Source organism: Sphingopyxis sp. EG6 (assembly GCF_003609815.1).
Classification (GTDB): domain Bacteria; phylum Pseudomonadota; class Alphaproteobacteria; order Sphingomonadales; family Sphingomonadaceae; genus Sphingopyxis.
In genome coordinates, this window is record NZ_AP017603.1 from 2,534,225 (window position 1) to 2,552,598 (window position 18,374).

The 18,374-nt window shown below is 64.2% G+C and carries 18 protein-coding genes and 1 other RNA gene; 11 read left to right on the plus strand and 8 right to left on the minus strand.

Annotated features, from left to right (window positions below; all coding sequences use genetic code 11):
• Positions 1-92: 92 nt before the first annotated feature.
• A complete protein-coding gene (locus SPYCW_RS12280; RefSeq protein WP_120217000.1) occupies positions 93-731 on the minus strand; it encodes a cation transporter in 639 nt (212 codons plus the stop codon).
• A 68-nt stretch (positions 732-799) separates the two neighbouring features.
• Here SPYCW_RS12280 and SPYCW_RS12285 point away from each other — a divergent pair, with 68 nt between their 5' ends.
• The gene (locus tag SPYCW_RS12285) at positions 800-1,210 is read left to right on the plus strand and encodes a MerR family transcriptional regulator (RefSeq protein ID WP_120217001.1); all 411 of its coding nucleotides are present in this window, start codon (positions 800-802) and stop codon (positions 1,208-1,210) included.
• Positions 1,211-1,362: 152 nt separating this feature from the next.
• Here SPYCW_RS12285 and ssrA read toward each other — a convergent pair.
• Both ssrA and mscL read right to left on the minus strand, forming a co-directional pair.
• Positions 1,363-1,717, minus strand: a transfer-messenger RNA (tmRNA) gene (gene ssrA / locus SPYCW_RS12290).
• A gap of 29 nt (positions 1,718-1,746) precedes the next feature.
• Positions 1,747-2,163, minus strand: a complete 417-nt coding sequence (mscL, locus tag SPYCW_RS12295; RefSeq protein WP_120217002.1) for a large conductance mechanosensitive channel protein MscL — start codon at positions 2,161-2,163, stop codon at positions 1,747-1,749.
• A gap of 116 nt (positions 2,164-2,279) precedes the next feature.
• Between mscL and SPYCW_RS12300 the strand changes: the two genes are divergently transcribed.
• The 4 genes from SPYCW_RS12300 (at position 2,280) to SPYCW_RS12315 (ending at position 5,099) form a co-directional block, all read left to right on the plus strand.
• Entirely contained in the window at positions 2,280-2,882 is a 603-nt protein-coding gene (locus tag SPYCW_RS12300; protein ID WP_120217003.1) for a LemA family protein, read from the plus strand.
• Between the two features lie 181 nt (positions 2,883-3,063).
• The gene (locus tag SPYCW_RS12305; protein WP_120218276.1) at positions 3,064-3,840 is read left to right on the plus strand and encodes a TPM domain-containing protein; all 777 of its coding nucleotides are present in this window, start codon (positions 3,064-3,066) and stop codon (positions 3,838-3,840) included.
• 12 nt (positions 3,841-3,852) lie between these two features.
• Positions 3,853-4,539, plus strand: a complete 687-nt coding sequence (locus SPYCW_RS12310) for a TPM domain-containing protein (protein WP_120217004.1) — start codon at positions 3,853-3,855, stop codon at positions 4,537-4,539.
• 11 nt (positions 4,540-4,550) lie between these two features.
• Entirely contained in the window at positions 4,551-5,099 is a 549-nt protein-coding gene (locus SPYCW_RS12315; RefSeq protein WP_120217005.1) for an NUDIX hydrolase, read from the plus strand.
• Positions 5,100-5,130: 31 nt separating this feature from the next.
• On the opposite strand, the gene SPYCW_RS12320 is transcribed toward SPYCW_RS12315, so the two are convergent.
• The 5 genes from SPYCW_RS12320 to carA all read right to left on the minus strand — a co-directional run bounded on the left by SPYCW_RS12320 (position 5,131) and on the right by carA (position 11,348).
• Entirely contained in the window at positions 5,131-5,766 is a 636-nt protein-coding gene (locus tag SPYCW_RS12320) for a rhomboid family intramembrane serine protease (protein ID WP_120217006.1), read from the minus strand.
• A gap of 16 nt (positions 5,767-5,782) precedes the next feature.
• The gene (gene greA / locus SPYCW_RS12325; protein ID WP_120217007.1) at positions 5,783-6,259 is read right to left on the minus strand and encodes a transcription elongation factor GreA; all 477 of its coding nucleotides are present in this window, start codon (positions 6,257-6,259) and stop codon (positions 5,783-5,785) included.
• A 96-nt stretch (positions 6,260-6,355) separates the two neighbouring features.
• Entirely contained in the window at positions 6,356-9,676 is a 3,321-nt protein-coding gene (gene carB, locus SPYCW_RS12330) for a carbamoyl-phosphate synthase large subunit (protein ID WP_120217008.1), read from the minus strand.
• 5 nt (positions 9,677-9,681) lie between these two features.
• Positions 9,682-10,125 carry a hypothetical protein gene (locus SPYCW_RS12335; protein WP_145985982.1) on the minus strand — a complete coding sequence of 148 codons (444 nt, stop codon included), beginning with the start codon at positions 10,123-10,125 and terminating at the stop codon, positions 9,682-9,684.
• A gap of 38 nt (positions 10,126-10,163) precedes the next feature.
• Positions 10,164-11,348: a glutamine-hydrolyzing carbamoyl-phosphate synthase small subunit gene (gene carA / locus SPYCW_RS12340; RefSeq protein ID WP_120217010.1), complete on the minus strand. Its 1,185-nt coding sequence runs from the start codon at positions 11,346-11,348 to the stop codon at positions 10,164-10,166.
• Between the two features lie 130 nt (positions 11,349-11,478).
• Between carA and SPYCW_RS12345 the strand changes: the two genes are divergently transcribed.
• The 6 genes from SPYCW_RS12345 to SPYCW_RS12370 all read left to right on the plus strand — a co-directional run bounded on the left by SPYCW_RS12345 (position 11,479) and on the right by SPYCW_RS12370 (position 18,221).
• The gene (locus SPYCW_RS12345; protein ID WP_120217011.1) at positions 11,479-11,931 is read left to right on the plus strand and encodes a GatB/YqeY domain-containing protein; all 453 of its coding nucleotides are present in this window, start codon (positions 11,479-11,481) and stop codon (positions 11,929-11,931) included.
• 121 nt (positions 11,932-12,052) lie between these two features.
• Positions 12,053-12,448, plus strand: coding sequence for an endonuclease domain-containing protein (locus SPYCW_RS12350; RefSeq protein WP_120217012.1), 396 nt, complete (start codon positions 12,053-12,055; stop codon positions 12,446-12,448).
• A complete protein-coding gene (gene dnaG, locus SPYCW_RS12355) occupies positions 12,445-14,328 on the plus strand; it encodes a DNA primase (protein ID WP_120217013.1) in 1,884 nt (627 codons plus the stop codon). The genes SPYCW_RS12350 and dnaG overlap by 4 nt, the downstream gene beginning before the upstream one ends.
• A gap of 31 nt (positions 14,329-14,359) precedes the next feature.
• A complete protein-coding gene (gene rpoD / locus SPYCW_RS12360; protein ID WP_120217014.1) occupies positions 14,360-16,384 on the plus strand; it encodes an RNA polymerase sigma factor RpoD in 2,025 nt (674 codons plus the stop codon).
• Positions 16,385-16,823: 439 nt separating this feature from the next.
• Positions 16,824-17,294, plus strand: a complete 471-nt coding sequence (locus tag SPYCW_RS19320) for a PspC domain-containing protein (protein ID WP_232014696.1) — start codon at positions 16,824-16,826, stop codon at positions 17,292-17,294.
• Positions 17,295-17,549: 255 nt separating this feature from the next.
• A complete protein-coding gene (locus SPYCW_RS12370) occupies positions 17,550-18,221 on the plus strand; it encodes a DUF6975 family protein (RefSeq protein WP_443029468.1) in 672 nt (223 codons plus the stop codon).
• The last annotated feature ends 153 nt before the right edge of the window (positions 18,222-18,374 follow it).

An 18,374-nucleotide genomic window follows, 5' to 3' on the forward strand; every position in this document is an offset into this window, starting at 1 on the left:
AGGTCAGGCAGTCGATGCCGCGCGATCCTTATGATTTGCCGCGTCGGCGCAGAAGCTTTCGGATTCGGGAATCAGATTAACATACCGATCGGTCAGCCACCAGCCGAACCCGCCGGAACCGCAGCAAGTTCCCCGCGCGCCTGACGAAAGACTTCGATGCTGCCCCAGATGGCGAGCGTCGCCATGATCGCCGCCACCGCCAGATCGGGCCAGCTTTGCCCGGTGCCGAACACGCCCAGCGCCGCCCCCATCACCGCGACATTGCCGATCGCGTCGTTGCGCGAGCAGATCCACACCGAGCGCATGTTCGCATCGCCGGTGCGATAGCGATAGAGCATCAGCGCAACAGCAACATTGGCGGCCAGCGCCAGCGCGCCGATCAGCCCCATGGTTTCGGCGTGCGGCGCCGACCCGTCGATGAACCCCCATACCGCCGAACCCAGCACCCACAGGCCAAAGGCGAGCATCGTCACCGCCTTGACCTGGGCCGCGCGCGCCCGCCACGCAAGCGCCATACCGGCCACGCCCAGGCTGATCGCGTAATTCGCCGCATCGCCCAGGAAATCGAGCGCGTCGGCCTGCAGCGCGCGCGAGTCCGCCGCGACCCCGGCGACAATCTCGACCCCGAACATCGCGGCGTTGATCAGGAGCGCGGCCCACAGGATACGCCGCCAGCGCGGGTCGTTGAGCGCGGTCTTGCCGCTGGCACCGGCACAGCAATGATCGGACAAGCGATGGCCTCCTTTGATCTTCGAGTCGGCACCCTATATGCACCCTGTAGCAACTACGGGGTCAAGCCATGAAAATCGGCGAGCTGTCGCGGGCGACCGGGACCAATATCGAAACCATCCGCTATTATGAGCGCATCGGCCTGCTCCCCGCGCCGCATCGCACCGCGGCGAATTATCGCAGCTATGGCGAACCGCACCGCGCGCGGCTGACTTTTGTGCGCCATTCGCGCGACCTTGGTTTTACCATCGATGAAATTCGCTCGCTGCTCGACCTGTCGGACGATCCCGGACGTGATTGCAGCGAGGCCGACCGCATCGCGAGCCGCCATCTGGAGCAGGTCGAGGACAAGATCGCGCAGCTGACGCGGCTCCGCGACGAGCTGACGCGCATCGTCGGGCGCTGCCGCGGCGGCATCGCGGCGGATTGCCGGGTGATCGAAGCGCTGGGCGATCATCGCCACTGCAAGAGTGCGCACTAACCCAACCGTCGCCCCCGCGAAGGCGGGGGCCGCTATCGGCTTAGTCCATCGCCATCGAGCAAAAACGGCGGCGGCCCCCGCCTTCGCCGGGGCGACGTTTTGAATAAGGGAAAGGTGGGACGATTCTGTTGCCCGGCTCGTCCCCAGCCGCTGGTATCCGATTCTGTTGCCCGGTTCGGTCCGAACCGCGTTCTATTTGTCTAACCTTAGGCCGTGAGGCTTATCGGTTAGGCAGCCAGAGCGAGTGCTTCGTTATCGTTAGCACCTATTGGTTTTGAGCCTTGAACGGGTTACTCAGCCCGGAAGAAAATATCGTCTTTGAACACACGTCGATCCTGGTTCGGCCCCGTCAGAAGCCCGCGCCGCTGTCGCAAACACGGGATTGTGGTGGAGCCGCCGGGTACTGCCCCCGGGTCCGCTGTGTCTATTCCACGACACCATTTATCCTCATAGTCGGCCGAAACCGACCCGACCTATATAGGGCGCCTGCCCGCGCTTGAAAAGGGCGCGGGCGGGTTATCGTCGCGGGACGCAGGCTATTTCCGGCGCAGCTCGTCACGAATTTCGGTGAGGAGGTCGACTTCGCTCGGCCCCGCAGGCGCGTCGGGGGCGCGGCGAACAACCTTGTTGACCCATTTGACGAGCAGAAAAATGACGAAGGCGAGGATCAGGAAATTGATCACCGCGGTGATGAACGCACCATAGCCGATCATCGCGACCCCGGCCTCTTTCAGCGCGGCATAATCGGTTGCCGCAACGCCGTCGGGGACGCTACCCAGGAGGATGAACTTGCTGGAAAAATCGACCCCGCCAAAGATCCAGCCGACGAACGGCATGATCAGGTCGGCGGTCAGCGACCCCGTGATCGTCGCGAACGCGCCGCCGATGATGACACCGACCGCAAGGTCCATGACATTGCCTTTGGCGATAAATTCCTTGAAGTCCCCCAACATCTTGCTGCTCCCTGGCTGGATGGTTCCGGGGACCGACGGTGCCGTGCCAATTGCACAAAGGCAAGCAAACTCCTATGTAGTGTATTGTTGCGGCAAAACGCCGCCGGAGGGAGTTTTTGACCATGACCTATCGTACCGCCCGTTGGTTGATCCTGCCCGTCGCGGCGCTGTCGCTGTCCGCCTGCGGTATCAACAGCGTCCCGACCAAGGAAGAAGCGGCGAAGGCGAAATGGGCGAATGTCGAGGCCGCGTACCAGCGCCGCGCCGACCTGATCCCCAACCTCGTCGAAACCGCCAAGGGCGCATCGCAGATCGAACAATCGACGCTGGAAGGCGTCATTCAGGCGCGCGCGTCGGCGACGCAGGTCAAGCTCAGCACCGACGATCTGGAAGATCCCGCAAAGGTTCAGGCGTTCCAGCAGGCGCAGGGCGCCGTGTCGAGTTCGCTCGGCCGTCTTCTCGCGACCGTCGAAGCTTATCCCGACCTGAAAAGCCAGCAGCGTTTTGCCGACCTGATGACCCAGCTCGAAGGTACCGAAAACCGCATTAACGTGTCCGTGCAGGATTATAATGGCGCGGTGCAGGATTATAACACGACGATCCGCACCTTCCCCGACATCATCGGCGCCAAGATCGTCCATGGCGCCAAGCCAATGACCCCGTACAAGGCGATCACACCGAACGCCAATCAGGCGCCGAAGGTCGATTTCGGCAGCTAAGGCCACCAGGATGATCTCTTTTCCGTTCGCCCTGAGCTTGTCGAAGGGCCGTTCTTTCTTTCGACCACAGAAGAAGGAAGAGCGGTGCTTCGACGGGCTCGGCACGAACGGAGTTTTGCGGCGCAAGAATAGACCTGCTGCGTTGGTGGTGTGGGTGTTGGCCATCGCCGCAGCGCTCGCGATGCCCGTCGCCGCGCAAACCTTCCCAAAACTCGCGGGCAATCCCGTCGTCGATCAGGCCGATATCATCCCGGCGGGCGAAGAAGCGGCGCTCAACGCGCAGCTTCTCGAGCTTGAAAAGACGACCGGGCATCAGCTAGTCGTCGCGACCGTTCGCGATCTCGAAGGCCGCGATGTTGCCGATTACGGCTATCGGCTGGGCCGCGAGTGGGGGATCGGCGACGCCGAAAAGGACGACGGCGTCGTCTTTCTGATCGCGCCCAACGAGCGGCGGATGCACATCGCGGTCGGGCTCGGCCTTGAACCGGTGCTGACCGACGCGCTCTCGGGCCGGATCATCCGTGACGTCGTGACGCCGAAATTCAAAGCGGGCGACATGCCGGGTGGCATTCAATCGGGGGTGAATGCGATCGCCGAGCAGATCCAGCTGCCGCCCGAGGAAGCCACGGCGCGCGCGCAGGCCGCCGCCGCGAACGAACGCGACCGCGCCGATGACGGCAATATGGCCGGGCTCTTTTTCGTCGGCTTCATTATCCTGATCTTCTTCGTCCTGCCGACGCTGGCGCGGCTCGGGCGGCGCGGCAAGAAACGGCGCAAGGGGCGGCCGTGGGACGCGCCGATCATCATCTGGGGCGGTGACGACGATGATTGGGGCGGCTGGGGCGGCGGTGGCGGCTCTTCATGGGGCGGCTGGAGCGGCGGCGGGGGCGGCGGCTTTGGCGGCTTTTCCGGCGGCGGCGGCTCGTTCGGGGGCGGCGGCGCCTCGGGCGGCTGGTAAGGGGTTCGAGCGATGCCAACAAAAGTCAGCCATCTCAGCGCCGCCGACCACGATGTCGTGACCGTCGCGGTCGCCGCGGCGGAGGCGCACACAAGCGGGGAGATCGTCACCGTCGTCGCGGCGCAGTCGAACGATTATGATGATGTCGCGCTGGTGTGGGCCAGTGTCGTCGCCTTCATCGCGATGTCGCTCATCGCGCTGCTCCCCGAATTTTATCGCGGCCTGTACGACCGGCTGACCGGCGGCTGGGGATATGAGCTGACCGCCAACCAATGGCTTGGGACGGTGATCGCGATCGGCGTCATCAAGTGGATCGGTATGTGGTTGATTCTGCTGTGGCGGCCGCTGCGGCTGGCGCTGACCCCGCGTGCGATCAAGGCTGCGCGGGTGCGGGCGCGCGCGGTCGACCTGTTCAAGGTGGGAACCGAGGCCAAGACCCTGGGCCGCACCGGGGTGCTCCTTTACCTCAGCCTCAACGAGCATCGCGCCGACATCGTCGCCGACGAGGCGATCGCGGCGAAAGTGTCGCCCGACGTGTGGGGCGATGCCATGGCGGCGCTGATCGAGCAGGTTCGCGCCGGACAGCCGGGCGCCGGGATGGCGGCCGCGGTGACCCAGATGGGCGCGGTGCTGGCAGAACATTTCCCGCGCGGTAGCGAGAATCCGAACGAGCTGCCCGATCGCTTGATCGAGATTTAGGCGTCTCGCCGGTGACCCGCCCAACCCCCGACACCCCCATCGTAACCCGCTGGGATGGTAAGTTCATCACGGTGCGCCAGCAGGGGACGTGGGAATATGTCTCACGCTCGCGCGGCATCCATGCCGCGGTGATCCTGGCGATCGACGACGCGGCGGACGGGCGCCATGTCATATTGGTCGAGCAATATCGCGTGCCGCTGAAGGTCAATTGCCTCGAACTGCCCGCGGGGCTGGTCGGCGACGACCGCGCGGGTGAGGCAGCCGAGGTTGCGGCGGCGCGCGAGCTGGAAGAAGAAACCGGCTATCGCGCCGCGCATTGGCGGACGGTGGGCGAATTCTACAGCTCGCCGGGAATGGTCAGCGAAAGCTTTACGTTGCTGGTGGCGACGGGTCTGGACAAGGTTGGCGCCGGCGGCGGGGTCGCGGGCGAGGATATTGTCGTCCACCGGGTGCCGCTGGACGGGATCGAGCAATTCATCGCGGCGAAACGCGCCGAAGGATGCGGAATCGACGTGCGGGTGGCGATGCTGCTGGCGGGCGGGCTGTTGGCCAACATCTGACCCGTTCGTGCCGAACGGACCTCGAATAAGGTCAGCGCCCCCCGAACCGCCACCGAAGCAACGGCCGCGCCAGCAGCAATCCCGCCAGGAAGCCGCCGACATGCGCCCAGATGGCGATCGCGCCAAATTCACCGCCACCGGCAAAGCCGATCAGCAGTTGCAGCCCGATCCACGCCGCGGCAAGCCACAGCGCGCGGACCCAATGCGCCGGGACCGGGCCGATCGCGGGCGCCTGGCTGCGGCTGAAGATCAAGGCGAATACGGCGATGACCGCCGAGATGGCGCCGCTGGCGCCGATCATCGGCACCGCCGATTGCGGATCGGACAGAAATTGCGCGAGCGCCCCGGCATAGGCGCCGGCGACGAGCAGCACCGCCATCGCCTTGGCGCCCAGCGGCGCCTCGAGCTGGCGGCCGACGAACAACAGGATGATGATGTTGAAGACGATGTGCAGCACCCCGCCATGCAGAAAGGCCGAGGTCAGGGGGGTGAGCAGGAACGGCACCATCGTCCCCGGCGGAACGATAAGTTCGGATGCGAACCGCGCCGGAATAAAGCCGGCGCGGATGATCGCGTCGATCTGCAGCCCGGTGATCGACAGCAGGACATGGACGATGACACACACGAGCGCGTAGCCGGTGACCAGCGGCGCCTGCTGCGGGTTCATAGCGTCCGTCCGCCCGTCAGATGAATTCGATCTTGGTCACCAGATAATATTTGTCGCCCGACGGCACGGTGACCTCGACCTCGTCATCGACGCGGCGGCCGATCAGCGCGCGGCCGAGCGGCGAGCTATAGCTGATTTTGCCGTCCTTGGCGTCGGCCTCGGCCTGACCCACGATCTGGTAACGCACCGGCTTGTCGTCCTCGTCGGCGAGGGTCACCGTCGCGCCGAACACGATGCGGTCGCCCGACAGCGTCGTTGGGTCGATGACCTGCGCGCGCGAAAGCTTGTCCTCGAGGTCGCCAATCGTCGCTTCGACCTGGCCCTGGCGTTCCTTCGCGGCGTGATATTCGGCATTTTCCGAAAGGTCGCCGTGGGCGCGCGCTTCCTCGATCGCATCGACGATCAGCGGTCGCTCGGCTTTGAGCGCGCTGAGCTGGGCGCTCAGCTTGTCATAGCCTTCTGCCAGCATCGGTACCTTTTCAACGCTTGCCATTATCATCTTGTCCTTCGTCAATAATCCGCCGCCAGCGAAACTTCGCTGGGGCGGCTGCGCCGCTGTTCCGTAATGTCGGGGAGGTGGAGCGGTCCCTCAATAATAGTCTTGAAGCGGCTTTACTTCAAGACTGTGCGCACGCAGCGCCCCGATCGCGTGGGTCGCGGCATCGCTGCCCGCCGCGGTCGTGTAATAGGCGACGTCGCCCGCCAGCGCCGACGCGCGGATCGATTGCGAATCCTGCAAGCTTTGCCACCCCTCGGTGGTGTTGAAGATCAGCTGGACGTCGCCGTCCTTGATCCGGTCGACGATGTGCGGGCGGCCTTCGGCGACTTTGTTCACGCGCTCGACCTCGATCCCCTGTGCCGCCAGATAGTCGGCGGTGCCGCCGGTCGCGATCACGCGCCAGCCCCAGTCGGTCAGCTGCTTGACCGCGCCGATGATGCGCGGCTTGTCGCTGTCCTTGACCGACACGAACACGCGGCCATCGGTCGGCAGGCGATCGCCCGCGCCTAGCTGCGCCTTAGCAAAGGCGAGGTTGAAATCGCGATCGATTCCCATGACTTCGCCGGTGGACTTCATTTCGGGCGACAGCACGGGGTCGGTGCCGGGGAAGCGCGCGAAGGGGAACACCGCTTCCTTCACCGCGACATGCGCGATGTCACGGTTGATTTTGGGCAGGTCGGCGAGCTTTTCACCCGCCATCACCCGCGCCGCGATCTTGGCGATCGGCGAACCGACGGCCTTGGCGACGAAGGGCACGGTGCGGCTTGCGCGCGGGTTGACCTCGATCAGGTAAACCTCGTCGCCCTTCACCGCAAACTGGATGTTCATCAGCCCGCGCACTTCGAGCGCGCGCGCGAGCAATTCGGTCTGGCGCTCGATTTCGGCGATGATCGCGGGCGACAGGCTGTACGGCGGGATCGAACAGGCACTGTCGCCCGAATGAACCCCGGCTTCCTCGATATGCTGGAGCACCCCCGCCACGACGACATCGGTGCCGTCACAGAGCGCATCGACGTCGACCTCGATCGCGTCGCGCAGATAGCGGTCGATCAGCACCGGCGAATCGCCCGACACCTGCACCGCGGTCTCGATATAATTTTCAAGCTGCGCCTGATCGTCGACGATCTCCATCGCGCGGCCGCCAAGCACATAGGACGGGCGCGTCAACACCGGATAGCCGATGCGCGTCGCGACCGCGATCGCCTCCTCGCGGCTGCGCGCGATGCCGTTTTCGGGCTGTTTCAGCTTCAGCTTGTTGACCAGCGCCGCAAAGCGTTCGCGGTCTTCGGCCAGATCAATCGCGTCGGGCGAGGTGCCGAGGATCGGGATGCCGGCCTCGGCCAGCGCCTGCGCCAGCTTGAGCGGGGTCTGGCCGCCGAACTGGACGATGACACCGACGAGCTCGCCCTTCGACTGCTCGACATGCAGGATCTCCAGCACATCCTCGGCGGTCAGCGGCTCGAAATAGAGGCGGTCGGACGTGTCATAATCGGTGCTCACCGTTTCCGGGTTGCAGTTGATCATGATGGTTTCATAGCCCGCCTCTTCGAGCGCGAAGCAGGCGTGGCAGCAGCAATAGTCGAACTCGATCCCCTGCCCGATCCGGTTGGGACCGCCGCCCAGGATGACAATCTTTTTGCGATCGCTGGGGTTCGCCTCGCATTCCGGTTCGCCAAAAGTCGGGGCTTCGTAGGTCGAATAGAGATAGGGCGTCTTGGCCGCGAATTCGGCGGCGCAGGTGTCGATCGTCTTGAATACCGGCCGCACGCCGAGTTTGTGGCGCAGCTGGCGCACTTCCATCTCGGTGACGCCGCCGGTCATAGCCTTGACCGCGTCGTGGATCAGCCCGCTGCCCCGCGCGGTCGCGCGGCGGGTGCCGGGCTGCAGGTTCGCCGACTGGAGCGCGAGATAGGCAAGGCGCTTGTCCGAAAAGCCCATGGCTTTGAGCTTGCGCAGCCCCTCGGCATCGCGCGGCAGGCCGTCGCGGCACACCTGCTGTTCGGCCTCGACGATTTCCTCGATGCGTTCGAGGAACCACATGTCGTAACCCGCGATGCGGTTGATTTCCGACAGCGGCAGTCCCTCGCGGATCGCCTGCGCCGCGTTGAGCAGCCGGTCGGGGGTGCGCTGCGCCAATTCGCTGCGCAGCTGGTCGTGGCTCGCGCCCTTGAGGCGGTCGACGAAGTTGAAGCCCGACAGGCCGGTTTCGAGGCCGCGCAGCGCCTTTTGCATCGATTCATGGATGGTGCGGCCGATCGCCATCACCTCGCCGACCGACTTCATCGCGGTCGACAGCGTTGCCTCGGCGCCCTTGAACTTTTCGAACGCGAAGCGCGGGATCTTGGTGACGACATAGTCGATCGTTGGCTCGAACGACGCGGGGGTCACCCCGGTGATGTCGTTCATGATCTCGTCGAGCGTGTAGCCGACCGCGAGCTTCGCCGCGACCTTGGCGATCGGGAAACCCGTCGCCTTCGATGCCAATGCCGACGACCGCGACACGCGCGGGTTCATCTCGATCACGATCAGGCGGCCGTCCTTGGGATTGACCGCGAACTGCACGTTCGACCCGCCGGTTTCGACCCCGATCTCGCGCAGCACCGCGATGCTCGCGTTGCGCATGATCTGATATTCCTTGTCGGTCAGCGTCAGCGCGGGGGCGACGGTGATGCTGTCGCCGGTGTGGACGCCCATCGGATCGACATTCTCGATCGAACAGATGATGATGCAATTGTCCTTGCGGTCGCGCACCACCTCCATCTCATATTCTTTCCAGCCGAGGAGCGATTCCTCGATCAAGACTTCGGTGGTCGGCGAGGCGATCAGGCCGCCGCGGACGATATGCTCGAACTCCTCGCGGTTATACGCGATGCCGCCGCCGGTGCCGCCTAATGTGAACGACGGGCGGATGATCGAGGGCAGGCCGGTGCGTTCGAGCACCGCAAACGCCTCGTCGAGCGTGTGCGCGACGCCGCTGCGCGCGCTTTCCAGCCCGATCTTGTCCATCGCGTCGCGGAATTTCTGCCGATCCTCGGCCTTGTCGATCGCCTCGGCATCGGCGCCGATCATCTCGACGCCATATTTGGTCAACGTGCCGTCGTTGAACAGCGCCAGCGCGGTGTTGAGCGCGGTCTGTCCGCCCATCGTCGGCAGCACCGCGTCGGGGCGCTCCTTCGCAATGATCTTCGCGACGATCTCGGGCGTGATCGGCTCGACATAAGTGGCGTCGGCGAGGTCGGGATCGGTCATGATCGTCGCGGGGTTGGAGTTGACGAGGACGATGCGATAGCCCTCCTCCTTCAACGCCTTGATCGCCTGCGTCCCCGAATAGTCGAACTCGCACGCCTGGCCGATAACGATCGGGCCGGCGCCGATGACGAGGATGGATTGGATGTCGGTTCTTTTGGGCATCGTTCTTATTTTCTCTCATCCGCTGTCGCGGGGGTTGTGGCTTTTCGGTACGGCGCGCAGCGCGCCAGAATTGCGGGGTCGAGTTCGTCGTTTTCTTTGAAAGTCGTTGGATTGCCCGGCAAGCAGGCGATCTCCGAGGTGTCAAACCCATCGACGAAAGCGAGGGTCAAACCCTTCATGCGAGCCTTGCCTACAAGGCAATTGAGCTGCTTCTTGGACGCATTGTCCAAGGGCACGTATGACGACCCCGCATGATCTGGAATCATCAGATCGACTTGGAAGTCGCTGATCCCGCATGCGCGAAGCAATTGCACACTCAAGGGACCATCCTCAGGTTTCGTCGCATTCGACATCATCAACTCAAAATTGTCGTCAGCGAGTCGCAGATACGCCAGTTCGCCCTTGCCTTTAGAAATGAACTGCGTCCCGACCGTGGTGAGAAGAGTCAAAACCACTCCAATCAGCATACCGGTCAGGAAAGTGCGCCTCACTTCAGCCCACCCACAAACTTCTCGAACAGATAAAAGCTGTCCTGCGGCCCCGGGCTCGCCTCGGGGTGATATTGCACGCTGAACGCGTTCTTGCCCGTGATCGCGATGCCGCAGTTCGATCCGTCGAACAGGCTCTTGTGCGTTTCGACCACGCCCGCGGGCAACGTCGAAGCGTCGACCGCGAAGCCGTGGTTCATGCTGGTGATCTCGACGACGCCGTCGGCGAACTCGCCGCCGACGCGCTGCACCGGATGGTTCGCGCCGCGGTGGCCCTGATGCATCTTCACCGTCTTCGCGCCCGCCGCGAGGCCGAGCATCTGGTGGCCGAGGCAGATGCCGAAGATCGGCACGTCGCGTTCGAGCAGCCCCTGGATCACCGGCACCGCATAGTCGCCCGTCGCCGCGGGGTCGCCGGGGCCGTTCGACAAGAACACGCCCGCGGGCTTATGGCTAAGCACCTCATCGAGGCTCGCGGTCGCGGGGACCACGGTGACGCGCGCGCCGGCCTTTACGAGGTTGCGGAAGATATTGTCCTTCGCGCCATAGTCGATCGCGACGACATGCGGCCGAGCGCCGCCGTCCTCGATCGCATAGCCGTGGCGCAGCGTCCACGCGCCGCCGGTCCACTCGCCGGTGTCGGTGCGGCTGACGTCCTTCGCCAGATCCATCCCCTCAAGCCCCGCCCAGCCGCGCGCCATCGCGAGCAGCTCGTCGATGTCGAACTTGCCGTCGGGGCTGTGCGCAATCACGCCGTTTGGCGCGCCCGCATCGCGGATGCGGCGCGTGAGCGCGCGCGTGTCGATGCCCGCGAGCCCGATCACGCCCTGTTCACTCATCCATTCGGGGAGCGTCTGCACGCTGCGGAAGTTGCTCGGCGCCGTCGGCAGCTCGCGCGTGATCGCGCCGAGCGCGCCGTGGACGCCGCGCTCCATATCCTCGGGGTTCGCGCCGACATTGCCGATGTGCGGGAAGGTGAAGGTGACGACCTGCCCCGCGTAACTCGGGTCGGTCAGTATCTCCTGATAGCCGGTCATCGACGTATTGAAACAAATCTCGCCCACAGCAGAGCCGCTCGCGCCATAGCCGACGCCCCACAGGATCGTGCCATCGGCAAGGACAAGGACGCCGGTGGCGCCCGAGGGCTGGACCGCAGGCGCGGCAGAGGGGTTGGCAGGTGCCATTCAACATGCTCCGGACGGGGGCTAAACGGCCGACCAAGTAGGCGGCAAAAAAGTGATTCACAAGCTATCGGATTTGGAATCTTCCCGCTAGAGAGGGTCTTTCCGAAATTTCAGAGCCATGGGGACACGCATGATTCGTGACGACATCAAGGCTGCGCAGGTTGCCGCGATGAAAGCCGGCGACAAGGCGCGTCTGGGCACCATCCGGCTGATGCTGGCCAAGATCAAGGACAAGGACATCGAACTGCGCACGGGCACCGCACCGGCCGACGACGATGTGCTGGTCACCGACGTGCTGCAGAAAATGGTCAAGCAGCGCCGCGAATCGATCACCATGTACGAACAGGGCGGTCGCCAGGAGCTCGCCGACATCGAGGCCGCGGAAGTGGCGGTGATCGAGGATTTCCTGCCCGCGCAACTTTCCGAAGCCGACGCGACTGCAGCGATTAAGGCGATCGTCGATGAACTCGGCGCGACCAGCCCGAAGGACATGGGCAAGGTGATGGCCGCGGTGAAGGCCCGGCTGGGTTCGCAGCTTGATATGAGCAAGGCGAGCGGGTGGGTGAAGGCGGCGTTGAGCTAAATCCGCTATCGGCGCTGCCCACCCCTAGCCCCTCCCGCAAGCGGGAGGGGAACAATATGGCCGCGAACCGAGCCTCTCCCCTCCCGCTTGCGGGAGGGGTCGGGGGTGGGCATACCGACCTATGATGGACGGACAGTTTCAGCCCCGCGACACGCCGCGAGCAAGGGAGTTGCGTAACGCCGCTACTCCGGCGGAGCGCACGCTGTGGCGCTGTTTGTCCGGGCGAAAGGTGGGCGGTTGGAAGTTCTGCCGACAAATGCCCGTCGGTCCATATTTTGCTGACTTCCTTTGCAGGGAAGCGCAGCTGATTATCGAGCTTGATGGATATTCGCATGACATGCGCCAAGCTTACGACAGTCGTCGCGATCGGTGGCTGGCCGAGAACGGCTACAAAGTGCTTAGATTTACGAATGACGACGTCATGAGCAATATCGAAGGCGTTGCGATCGAGGTCGAGCGCACCCTTGCCCTGCTGCCCACCCCTAACCCCTCCCGCAAGCGGGAGGGGGACTCTTGACCCTCACCCCGCAATGGCTGGACGAACTCCGATCGCGGATCACCCTCTCGACCCTGATCGGGCGCACGGTGAAGGTCACCCGCGCGGGGCGCGAGTATAAGGCCTGCTGCCCCTTCCATAACGAAAAGACGCCCAGTTTCACGATCAACGACGAAAAGGGTTTCTATCACTGCTTCGGTTGCAGCGCCCACGGCGATGCGATCCGCTGGATGACTGACCAGCGCGGGCTGTCGTTCATGGACGCGGTCAAGGAGCTCGCCGCCGAAGCGGGGATGGACGTCCCTGCCCCCGACCCGCGCGCCGCCAAAAAGGCCGAGGAGCAGGCGAGCCTGCGCGATGTGACACAGGCCGCTGCGGACTGGTTCGCGCAGCAGCTCGCCAGCAGCAACGGCGCCCCGGCGCGCGAATATCTGGCGAAGCGCGGGATTTCGGAGGCGACGCGCAAGGCGTTCGGTTTCGGCCTCGCGCCCGACAGCCGGTCGGCGCTCAAAGAGGCGCTCAAGAAATTCCCGACCGCAATGCTCGTCGAATCGGGCATGCTCATCGCCGTCGATGACAAGGAACCCTACGACCGCTTCCGCGGGCGCCTGATGATCCCGATCCGCGACGCGCGCGGGCGGGTGATTGCGTTCGGCGGGCGCATATTGGGCGATGGCGAGCCAAAATATCTGAACTCGCCCGACACGCCTTTGTTCGACAAGGGGCGCACGCTCTACAATCTCGACAAGGCCTCGCCCGCGTCGCGGCAGACGAACCGGATCATCGTCGTCGAAGGCTATATGGACGTCATCGCGCTCGCCGAAGCGGGCATCGCCGATGCGGTGGCGCCGCTCGGCACCGCGCTCACCGAGAACCAGCTCGGCATGCTCTGGCGGATGGTCCCCGTGCCGGTGCTGTGCTTCGACGGCGACAGCGCCGGACAGAAGGCCGCAATGCGCGCCGCGATGCGCGCGCTGCCGTTGCTCCGCCCCGGCTTCAGCCTTGCCTTTGCCACCCTGCCCGCGGGGCAAGATCCCGACGACCTGGTCCGGGCGCGCGGCGCCGACGGCTTTGCCGCGATCGTGGACGAAGCGCAGCCGCTGGTCGAGCGGCTGTGGGCGCACGAAGTTGCGGCAGGCCCGCTCACGACCCCCGAGGAACGTGCGGCGCTGAAGACGCGCCTGCTCGCCCACGCCGACGCAATCGAGGATGCCGATGTCCGCCACCATTATCGCGAGGCGTTCCGCGAGCGGCTCGACGCGCTGTTCGCGCGGGGGCGCCCCGAGCGCGGGCCGCGCGTGCCATGGGCCCCGCAGCCGTCACGCGGCGGAGGCGGGCGCCGCTTCGCGCCCGACCCGCGTCTCCAGCCACCCGTCGACGAGGCGCGATCGATCGGCCAGATCGGCATCGGCGGTCATTATGCCGCGGCGTTGATCGCCGGACTGCTGCGCTATCCAGCGGCGATCCGGCGCCACGAAGAAGCGCTGACGCGGCTTGCGATCCCCGATTCAGCCGACGCCGAACTGCTGCGCGTAATGCTTGACAGCGCGGGCGGCCAAGAAGGGCTTGATTGCGAGGGGTTGCTTGCCATATTGGAGCCAATGAAAGTGTATAATAGGGCGACGACATTGCTCAGAGCCGACGGAATGCACTTCTCGTTCAATCGCAGGCTTGACGGCGAAGAGGTTGATGCAGCGCGGGAAACCGCGCTTCGCGACCTGGATGAATATATCGGCGTGCTGGTCACCCAGCCTGAAATCCGCTCCCGGCTTGCCGAAGCCACAGCGGATTACATGCGCACGATGGACGACGAAGGCCATGCGCGGCAGCAAAAGCTGCGTGCGATGGACGAGGAATTGACCCGCCGCCTGGCCGCGCTGTCCGACAGCAGCCCAGGCTGACCCACTGATTGCCCCATTGGCAGGAACAAATATGGCCACCAAGAACACCGCCGAAACCGAAGCCGACACCGACAGCCCGCTGATCGACCTGAACGAGGCCGACGTCAAAAAGCTGATCGCGCGCGGCAAGAAGCGCGGTTACCTGACCTATGACGAACTGAATGCGGCGCTGCCGCAGGACGAGATGTCGTCGGAGCAGATCGAGGACATCATGTCGGCGATTTCCGACATGGGCATCAACATCGTCGAAAGCGATGAAGATGTGCAGGAAGAGGCCGATCAGGAGGCCGACGACGAAGTCGATATTTCGGCCGGCACCGGGTCGGTTTCGAACCCCGCGATCGAAAAGAAGAAGGAAACGGTCGATCGCACCGACGATCCCGTGCGCATGTATCTGCGCGAAATGGGCGCGGTCGAACTGCTGTCGCGCGAAGGCGAAATCGCGATCGCCAAGCGCATCGAGGCGGGCCGCGACACGATGATCCTGGGGCTGTGCGAAAGCCCGCTGACCTTCAACGCGATCATCGACTGGTCGACCGCGCTCAACAACGGCGACATGCAGCTGCGCGAGATCGTCGACTTGGAAGCGATGCTGTCGAAGGATCCGGCGCCCGAAAATCTGGACGACGAAGGCGCCGAGGACGACGGCGAAATCAGCGAAAAGACCGCTGGCGTCTCGTTCAAGGACGAGGATGAGGTCGAGGAAGAACCCGCCGCCGAAAGCGACGACGAGGACGGCGAAGGATCGTCGGGCAAGCGCGAAAGCTTTGAAGAAGACGAGGAAGACAATACGCTGAGTCTTGCGGCGATGGAGGAATTGCTCAAGCCCGACGCGCTCGAGAAATTCGCGAACATCACCAAGAGCTTCAAGGCGTTTTCGAAGCTGCAGGAAACGCGCCTCGAAGCCTTGTCATCGGGCGACGAATTCCCCGCGGCGTCGGAAAAGAAATATCACAAGCTACGCGAGGAGTTGACCGCGCAGGTCGAAAGCGTGCAGTTCCACAACACCAAGATCGAATATCTGGTCGACCAGCTGTACAGCTACAACCGCCGCCTGACCGCGCTCGGCGGCCAGATGCTGCGCCTCGCCGAGCGCCACAAGGTGCCGCGCAAGGCGTTCCTCGACAATTATATCGGGCGCGAGCTCGAAGAAAATTGGATCGAGAGCGTCAGCGGTATCGACAAGAAATGGGCCGCCTTCGCCGAGAATGAAGCCGGCGCCGTCGACCGCATCCGCATCGAAATTTCCGAAATCGCCCAAGCCGCGGGCATGAGCCTCACCGAATTCCGCCGCGTTGTGAACATGGTCCAGAAGGGCGAGCGCGAAGCGCGTATCGCCAAGAAGGAAATGGTCGAGGCGAACCTGCGCCTCGTGATCTCGATCGCCAAGAAATATACGAACCGCGGCCTGCAGTTCCTCGACCTGATCCAGGAAGGCAATATCGGCCTGATGAAGGCGGTCGACAAGTTCGAGTATCGCCGCGGCTACAAGTTCAGCACCTATGCGACCTGGTGGATCCGCCAGGCGATCACCCGCTCGATCGCCGACCAGGCGCGCACGATCCGCATCCCGGTCCACATGATCGAGACGATCAACAAGTTGGTCCGCTGCAGCCGCCAGTTCCTCCACGAAAGCGGCCGCGAGCCGACGCCGGAGGAAATGGCCGAGCGCCTGTCGATGCCGCTCGAAAAGGTCCGCAAGGTGATGAAGATCGCCAAGGAGCCGATCAGCCTCGAAACGCCGATCGGCGACGAGGAAGACAGTCATCTGGGCGATTTCATCGAAGACAAGAACGCAGTCATCCCGGTCGATGCCGCGGTGCAGTCGAACCTCAAGGAAACGGTGACGCGCGTGCTCGCGTCGCTTACCCCGCGCGAGGAACGCGTGCTGCGCATGCGCTTCGGCATCGGCATGAACACCGACCACACGCTCGAGGAAGTCGGCCAGCAGTTCAGCGTGACCCGCGAACGCATCCGCCAGATCGAGGCGAAGGCGCTGCGCAAGCTGAAGCACCCGTCGCGGTCGCGCAAGATGCGGTCGTTCCTCGACCAGTAAGCGCAGGTTGCGCGAAGAGACATCAAGGGCGGTCCGGCAATGGGCCGCCCTTTTGTTGTGCGCTGTGGGGTGGGGAGCGGACTAATGGACATGATCACGCCCGCCCCTTCAGGGGAGGGCAGCGAGACTTGCGACCTTGTTCGCTAGTCGCAGCGGGTGGGGGCCATCGGCCTTGCGCAAGGCCGATGGCCCCCACCCCACTACGACCAGGCAGCAAGCTGCCAAGTCTTCGTTGCCCCTCCCCTAAAGGAGAGAGGCTGGCTCTTCGTTACGCCCACAATCAGTCAATTCCAGTCATTGCATCGCCGCGCCGCCACCTCCTTGCTGCACTGCACAAATATTTCTCCCGATGCTCTTTAAATCTTCACATTTGAACGCCAGATAGCCGCCGTCACGTGATGCGAAGTGCTTCATCAAAGGTTCAGGCGCCACCCATCAAATGGCAATCATTCCCAACCAATGGGAATCGATTCACGATCCAGAGCGGGCGACCGATCATGGTCGACCCCATAAAGCTCGGATTTTCGGGAGATTGCTGAAACTGGCACGGCCTTTGCGATGCATGGTGCATCGGCGCGGGGCAGTGCTCGCAGCCCAAGGGAAAGACAAGAAGATGGCAAACGAAACCTCCAACCTTTTCAACCGCCGCGATACGTTTTTCGGCATCTGCGAAGCCGTCGGCCAGGATTTTGGCTTCAACCCGCTGTGGCTGCGCCTCGCCTTTGTCGCGCCGCTATTCTTCTTCCCGGTGCAGACCTTCATCGGCTATTTCGCGCTTGGCGGCGTCGTGCTGGCCTCGCGCTTGCTGTTCCCCGCTAAGTCGGCCGCACCGGCCGCCCCGGCGCTGGCCGCGGTCGAAACCACCGCCGAGACCAGCCAGAAGACCGAGGAGTTCGCGCTCGCCGCTTAAGGCGAATCGGCCGGACATTCCCTCTCCCCGGATCCGGCCTTTTCGCGCAGATGGCGTCCAACCGGCGCCATCGATGGGACCGGCAAGCTTCCCCCGGGGCTTGCCGGTCCCTTTGCGTCTGTCCCTGACTGAAACAGCACCGGTACAAATCAAGTGCTGGCCATAAACGCGACGTTTACGACGTTGCCCTATGACCGGGCGTTGAATTTCACCGGCCCGGCCCCTGCGGCCCGCGCCACAGGCGAGGAACATGCGTTGAGCCAGTCGACCCAGCCCCTGCTGCAGCCGCGCGGCGTCGCCGAAATGCTCGATTCGCTGGTCGCCAGCAATGGCACCGGCGCGCATTCGCACGTCCGCGCCGGGGCCTTATCGAGCGGGCAGGATGCGATGCGCAACCTGGCCGACGCCGTCCATTTCCTGTGCCTTCTTCACGGCCGCCACCCCGGGGTCATCGACAATGCAGCGCGCAAGGCCGTCGACCCCGCATCGCGCCAATGGATGGACCAGGCCGCCGATGCATTTGTTCAGGAACGCGCCTTTCTGACCAAGATCGCCTCGGCAGTCGGCCCGGTGCCAAGCACGCAGGGGCAGGCGCAATGCGAGGCCGCAGTCGCCGCGCAGCGCAAGGCGATCGACATGCTGTCCGAATCGGATCGCCATGGCTGCGCCGTTGGCGCCGCGATCGCGCTGACGCTCGACTGGCGGACGATCCGCGTCCTGCTCGACATCAGCGCCCAGCGGCTGGACATGACCCCGCCGACCTGCGCCCTGCCCGATCTGCGCGACACGGCCCGGTTGGCCGGGACGGTCGCCGACAGTCCGGCGATCGAACGCGCGATGGTGTTCGGCGCCCAGCAGCTGATCGCGCAGCACAACGGGCTGTGGGATCTGATGGCGGCGCGCGCGGCAAGCCGGGCAACTTCATAAACTCCCCTCCCGCAGGCGGGAGGGGTTGGGGGTGGGCGCGAGCGAAGCGAGCTTCCGAACTATCCCAGCCCACCCCGCTGCGACTAGCAAACAAGTTTGCAAGTCTCGCTGCCCCTCCCGCAAGCGGGAGGGGAGAAAAAGCGGCGGCTTGCA